Raw genomic sequence first — 3483 nt, 5'->3', positions numbered from 1 at the left:
CTGGGTCCTCACGGCGAGTGTTGCAATCGTGCTGCTCGGAGTGTGCTGGTGGCAGCGACGCCGATGGTTGTGGTCCGTTGTCGCTGTTCCGGTTCTGGTGGTGATCGCTCTCGGAATCGCGGCCGCTGGGCAGCCACATTTTGATCAGTATCGGGCCGAGTTCGAAACCGTTGCACAGCAACTACTTCAAGAACCTGACGATCCCTATTCCGATGGGTATCATCGTGATCTGCGAATCGGCAGATTCGACATCTCCTACGCCAACGTCAGCAGTCAAGGCCACGTCTATTTCTATGACGCACGAGATGGGTTGGACATCATGGACAATCCCGGCTGGATGTATGCACCCGATGGTGTGTCCGACAAGACCTTCAATCAGCTCCGATTGGAGGACATTGGGGGCGGATGGTACCGATTCCCTCATCTTGTCGTCGACGACTATTGACCCCTCAAACCACCGGGAACCCCGCTCGAAGTCGTGTGTCCGTCAATCGTTCATTTGAGCATCACCACTTCGCCTTTGCCGCGACCAAATAGCGTTACAGTCGATGAACGGATTGGAGGGTATACATGCTGATCGGGTTGGGAGCATTGGTGCTCGCCATCGCTTTCCACGTCTTAGGTGCTTATATCGCGGTCGGTGAAGGTTACGGTCGGAGACTGCCCACCCTTTCCGGCGCATCCTCGGCGCGCCCCGCACAGCGTGTTCGTCGTGCCCAGACTGCCGGTTGGGTGCTGAGTATCGTTGGCACGGTTCGCATTTTCGGCTTCTATTGGGGTACAGAGCCGTTGTTGGCTGGAGGTCTGGCAGTTGTTGTGCTCAGCATGGTCAATGGTCTTCCGACTCTGGTGGTTGCTGCCCTGCGCACTAGAACGCAGAAACGGGCCTGACCTCGTCAGCGCCCAAATTGCCATCGCGCAAACCGTCCGTGGCAGCCGAATTTATGCGGTCGCCAGGTAGTTGAAGGCCCGGTCTTCTCGCGGCGTGGGCTATCCCAGATCAGCCTTGTCTCGATGAGGAGCGCTGAGCGCCCGCTTGGAGCGGGTGTGCGGCGCCGTGAACAATTCCGGACCCGCCCGAAGTGGTGTGTCCGTCAATCGTTCGTTGTCGAGACAGTTTCAGGCGAGACATCGTGGAGTCCTAGGGGAATCCCAGTGCAGCCAGCCCTCGTCGATGCTCGGAACCTAACTACGACAAGGGTGTCCATGGTCGAGTGAGGAAACGAAGTCCTTTAGGAGCGACGGCGAATGGCATGCTCGGGTGATGACGGTAATTCGGTTGTTGTGGATCGTGGTGGCGATCATCGCTACCGCTCTGGGGGTGTTCGTGGCGTCGTGGTCGATACTCGAGATCACCGATTGCGAGATCGGGCTCTCCCTGCCGTCGGCGCAGTGCAATCAGTCGATCTGGGATTATTTCGGGTGGTCGGTTATTCCTGTTCTGGCGGTGCCGGTGTTGCTGTGCTTGATTCCGGCCGTGATGCCGCGGCCCTGGGCCGGCTGGGTTGTTGCGGGATTGCTGCTGGTGATGTCGGTGGTGGGTTTCTTTTCGGCGTTCACGTCGTCGTCGCCGGAGTTGCTGTCGGTCGTGGGTAGTTTCCCGGCTGCGTTATTGGCGGTGTTGCTAGCGATTGTGTTGCAGGTGTTCAGCATCGGTCGGACACGGTTGACGAGGCAGGGCGCTGGGCCGGTGAATGTCGAAGCGTCCGGTTCTCACTGATCTTGTCGGGTTTGGCGGATGAGGGGTCGACGGTTACTCAATGGTGTTGTGAGCTTCTACGAGGGCGAGCCGTCCCACTCCCTTAGCGTGATCGTTCATAACGGTGAGGAGCTATCCGTTTCTTCGATGTCTCTGAATCGGCCGTTGCTGAGGCATCGAAGGCTGAGGCACAGTGGTGCTTGCCGCTCACGTGGGTGCCGGTCCGAAATCGATGGCAGCGGTTACCGAACCGTATGGGCGCCGCGGCCAATGTCGACAGATCGATGCGCAATTGAATGGGCTGGCCCGGATTCTGCGGCTACGCGGTGGTTCTCGAGGGCGCAGGAGTGTTCGACACGCACAGCAACGCTGCTACACCAACGTCGAAGCCAGCGCACAGCATGGGATACCAATGCGGCAGCCGTGAAGACCCACCTCGATCGTGTCCGTGATCGAAAACTGCATGCCCAAGCCATCCGCCAGCGGTCAGCGCAGCACCCTGTGCCGGCAGAATGCTCGCACCGACATAGACCGCTGCCGTCGCCAACACCGCAATCCACTCACGGGTGAGCGCAGCCGAATCCGCAGTACGCCCCAGGTGCGAGATCGGATAGACAACTGCAGCGCCCACCAGCCCCGCGGCATAGACCACTGTTCGACGTGTCGGATTCCGACGAGAGATTGAACGGTCTGCGGCGATGCTCAGAAGGCCACCGGCAGCAAACGCTAGGAAGCGAACGTGCGATCTTTGGCTCTCTCGTGTGTTCATTGAGACCACTGAATCAGAACGGTGAATCCGTCGCGCGGCTTCGCCGCCGATTGATCGTTTGGATAGTTACGCGCATATTCGGATGTCTCTCATTCGTTCGTTTCTCGGACACGAAACGGACGGCGATGATCAGACAAAGCGACCAGCCAGGGGAGTGTTGCAAAAACCCGTCCCATTGCATTTGTCCCGAAACGTCGCCTGTCGGTGAGTTCTGCAACAACTGTGCCCTTGTGAGCGACTTTTTGGGCTACGCCAGGGTTTCAACCACCGACCAGAACCCGGAATTACAGCAGGACGCACTCAACGCGGCCGGCTGTTTTCGCATATGGACAGACAAAGCATCAGGAGCGAAGACGGATCGACCCGAGTTGGCGGCCGTCATGGACGCACTGCGCCCCGGTGACACACTCGTCGTGTGGCGCCTCGATCGACTCGGCCGCTCACTGCCTCACCTCATCGAGACGGTCACCCAGCTCGAAGCGCGCGGAGTGGCGTTCAAATCTTTGACCGAAGAGATCAACACGACCACACCGGGCGGCAAGCTGATCTTCCACATCTTCGGCGCCCTAGCGGAATTCGAGCGCAACCTCATCCGTGAACGCACCATGGCAGGACTCTCCGCAGCTCGCGATCGTGGCCGCGTCGGAGGCCTGGCCATCCTCGCTGACCGCAGCGAAGAAACGACAGGCGAACAAAATGCGTGGGGACGGCGTATCCATGACCGAAATTGCGGAAGTGTTGAACGTCGCCCGCAGCACCCTGTACCGGAACTTGCAGTGAGAAAACAGCTTTAACGTATTTTAGGGGGTTTGTGACCCGCTGAGCTATTTGGCAGGGTTTTCGTCGCAGCTGACCCGCGGCTCCTATGTCGTCCGCTGGAAACTGTGCCATACCGGAATGTTTCACCGGACAGTCAAAATGGACTCGACTACCCATATTGTGGAGTTTGCCGCTCTTTGGCGGTGTTCTGTGATCGCTTTGTGTCGCTAATTGCCGATGACGAGGATGCTGGCGG

Annotated in this window: 4 protein-coding genes and 1 pseudogene; 4 read left to right on the top strand and 1 reads right to left on the bottom strand. The window is 58.8% G+C overall.

Translation table 11 applies throughout. The features are described from left to right. The 3 genes from AC1Q6C_RS33505 to AC1Q6C_RS33495 all read left to right on the top strand — a co-directional run. Positions 1-445 (top strand): hypothetical protein (locus AC1Q6C_RS33505; protein ID WP_492667123.1); only part of this gene is annotated, 445 nt, incomplete at its 5' end. 125 nt (positions 446-570) lie between these two features. Further along, the gene (locus AC1Q6C_RS33500) at positions 571-891 is read left to right on the top strand and encodes a hypothetical protein (protein ID WP_007734819.1); all 321 of its coding nucleotides are present in this window, start codon (positions 571-573) and stop codon (positions 889-891) included. Positions 892-1264: 373 nt separating this feature from the next. After that, the gene (locus AC1Q6C_RS33495) at positions 1265-1720 is read left to right on the top strand and encodes a hypothetical protein (protein WP_238565256.1); all 456 of its coding nucleotides are present in this window, start codon (positions 1265-1267) and stop codon (positions 1718-1720) included. Between the two features lie 298 nt (positions 1721-2018). On the opposite strand, the gene AC1Q6C_RS33490 is transcribed toward AC1Q6C_RS33495, so the two are convergent. Continuing rightward, positions 2019-2351 carry a hypothetical protein gene (locus AC1Q6C_RS33490; RefSeq protein WP_007734817.1) on the bottom strand — a complete coding sequence of 111 codons (333 nt, stop codon included), beginning with the start codon at positions 2349-2351 and terminating at the stop codon, positions 2019-2021. A 347-nt stretch (positions 2352-2698) separates the two neighbouring features. On the opposite strand from AC1Q6C_RS33490, the pseudogene AC1Q6C_RS33485 reads away from it, so the two are divergent. Then, a pseudogene (locus AC1Q6C_RS33485) lies at positions 2699-3248 on the top strand (recombinase family protein). Positions 3249-3483: the final 235 nt, after the last annotated feature.

The organism is Rhodococcus sp. MT28, from assembly GCF_058792695.1.
This window is presented reverse-complemented; position numbering and strand designations above follow the sequence as displayed.